General features: G+C 67.3%; 1 protein-coding gene. It reads left to right on the top strand.

What is annotated here, in order from left to right:
* Positions 1-42: 42 nt before the first annotated feature.
* The coding region (locus HLK59_RS49880; RefSeq protein ID WP_346780013.1) for an amino acid adenylation domain-containing protein at positions 43-1,607 on the top strand (1,565 nt) is incomplete at its 3' end.

Raw genomic sequence — 1,607 nt, 5'->3', positions numbered from 1 at the left:
GAGTGGAGTGGTGTCGGGGTTGGGGTGGTGGATGGTCGTTCGGTGCCTGAGGTGTTCGAGGCGCGGGTGCGGGTCGATTCGGATGCGGTGGCGTTGGTTCAGGGTGGGGTGGAGTTGACGTATGGGGAGGTGAATGGTCGGGCGAATCGGTTGGCCAGGCATCTGGTGGATGTGGGTGTGGTGCCGGGTGGGGTGGTGGGGGTTCATCTTGAGCGTGGGCCCGAGTTGATCGTGTCGTTGCTGGCTGTGTTGAAGGCGGGGGCGGCCTACACGCTGCTGGATCCGGCCTTCCCGGTCGAGCGGCTGGCCACCATCGTCACCGACGCCGGTGTTCGTGTTCTCGTGACTCGTGACGATCTTGCTCGCCCGCTGCCCGAGTCCGGGCCGCGCCGTGTCCTGCTCGACCGTGACGCCGCACTGATAGCGGCACGGGACGACTCCGATCTCTCCGTGGTGTGTGGTGGGTGGGGTGCGGCGTGTGTGATGTTCACGTCGGGTTCGACGGGGCGGCCGAAGGGTGTGGTGGCGTCGCATCGGGCGTTGGTGTCGACGTTTGTGGGTCCGGATTATCTGGAGTTCCGGGCGGATGACGTGTATTTGCAGTCGTCGCCGGTGTCGTGGGACGCGTTTGCGTTGGAGGTGTTCTCGGCGCTGTTCCATGGTGGTCGGACGGTGTTGCCGGTGGGGTCGCGGACGGATCTGGAGGAGATCGCGGGGCTGGTGGCCGGGTGTGGTGTGACGGTGCTGCAGTTGTCGGCGAGTTTGTTCAACGTGTTGGTGGATGACTATCCGGGGCTGTTTGCGGGGTTGCGGACGGTGATGACGGCGGGTGAGGCGGCGTCGGTGTCGCATGTGGCGCGGGTGTGTGAGCGTCATCCGGGGCTTCGGGTGCTGAACGGTTATGGGCCGGTGGAGTCGATGGGGTTCACCACCAGTCATCTGATCGGTGGGGTGGTGGAGGGTGCCGGGTCGGTGCCGATCGGTGTGCCGTTGGCGGGCAAGCAGGTGTTTGTCCTGGACGAGTGGTTGCGGCCGGTGCCGGTGGGGGTGCCGGGGGAGTTGTATGTGGCGGGTTCGGGTCTGGCGCACGGGTATGTGGGGCGTGCGGGTCTGACGGGGGAGCGGTTTGTCGCGTGCCCGTTCGGTGGGTTTGGTGAGCGGATGTATCGGACGGGGGATGTGGGGCGCTGGCGTCGTGATGGGGCGTTGGAGTTCTTGCGGCGTGTCGATGAGCAGGTGAAGGTGCGGGGGTTCCGGATCGAGCCGCGGGAGATCGAGGCGGTTCTGATGCGGCATGAGCGGGTCGTGCAGTGTGCGGTGGTGGTGCGTGAGGACCGGCCCGGTGACAAACGGCTCGTCGCCTACGTCGTTCCCGGCGTGGGTGGCCGGGTGGATGCGGAGGGTGTGCGGCGGTTCGTCGGCGGGGTGCTGCCGGAGTACATGGTCCCGGCCGCGTTCGTGGTCCTTGAGGCGTTGCCGCTGACTGCCAACGGCAAGCTGGACCGCAGGGCCCTGCCCGAACCCCTGGTCGGCGGGGACGCCGAAGGACGCGCCCCGCGCACCCCGGAAGAGGAAGTCCTGTGCGGACTCTTCGCCGCAGTACTCGG

This window comes from Streptomyces sp. S3(2020), from assembly GCF_013044505.1.
GTDB lineage: Bacteria > Actinomycetota > Actinomycetes > Streptomycetales > Streptomycetaceae > Streptomyces.
This window is presented reverse-complemented; position numbering and strand designations above follow the sequence as displayed.